This window comes from Candidatus Skiveiella danica (assembly GCF_022705245.1).
In the GTDB taxonomy this organism is placed as follows: Bacteria; Pseudomonadota; Gammaproteobacteria; order Burkholderiales; family Burkholderiaceae_C; genus Skiveiella; species Skiveiella danica.
In genome coordinates this window covers 369-680 of record NZ_JAKJEW010000119.1, presented here as the reverse complement: position 1 = coordinate 680, position 312 = coordinate 369, and the positions used below count along the sequence as shown (strand labels likewise).

Annotated in this window: 1 protein-coding gene; it reads right to left on the bottom strand. The window is 54.8% G+C overall.

Annotation, left to right across the window (positions count from 1 at the left end; genetic code table 11):
- Window positions 1-312, bottom strand: a 312-nt coding sequence (locus ACMUOY_RS20380; RefSeq protein ID WP_413894544.1) for a hypothetical protein, incomplete at both ends; no start/stop codon positions are given.

The window sequence follows — 312 nt, the reverse complement described above, 5'->3', positions numbered from 1 at the left end:
CCGGTATTGCGCGTAAACCGTTCGGAACGTGATTTTCCCGGCCGGAAGTTCAGGCATGGCGGCCCTGACAAGCGCATCGTCAATTGCGAACCCAAAGACCGAACTGAAAGAACTTCCTTCACACTCAATGCAGGCCCTGGTCTGCAAATCGTCATCAGGCATGTGCCACTCGAGCTCCTCCAGGTCGGGCTGCTCCAGTGTGCGAAGCGCCTGGTGAAGTGCAATAGACAACCGTTCGACTTCCTCGATCCCCTTCCTTCGCTCTACGGGCGTCTTTAAGAGCTGCTTTCCATGCAATTCAAAGTCTCGTAA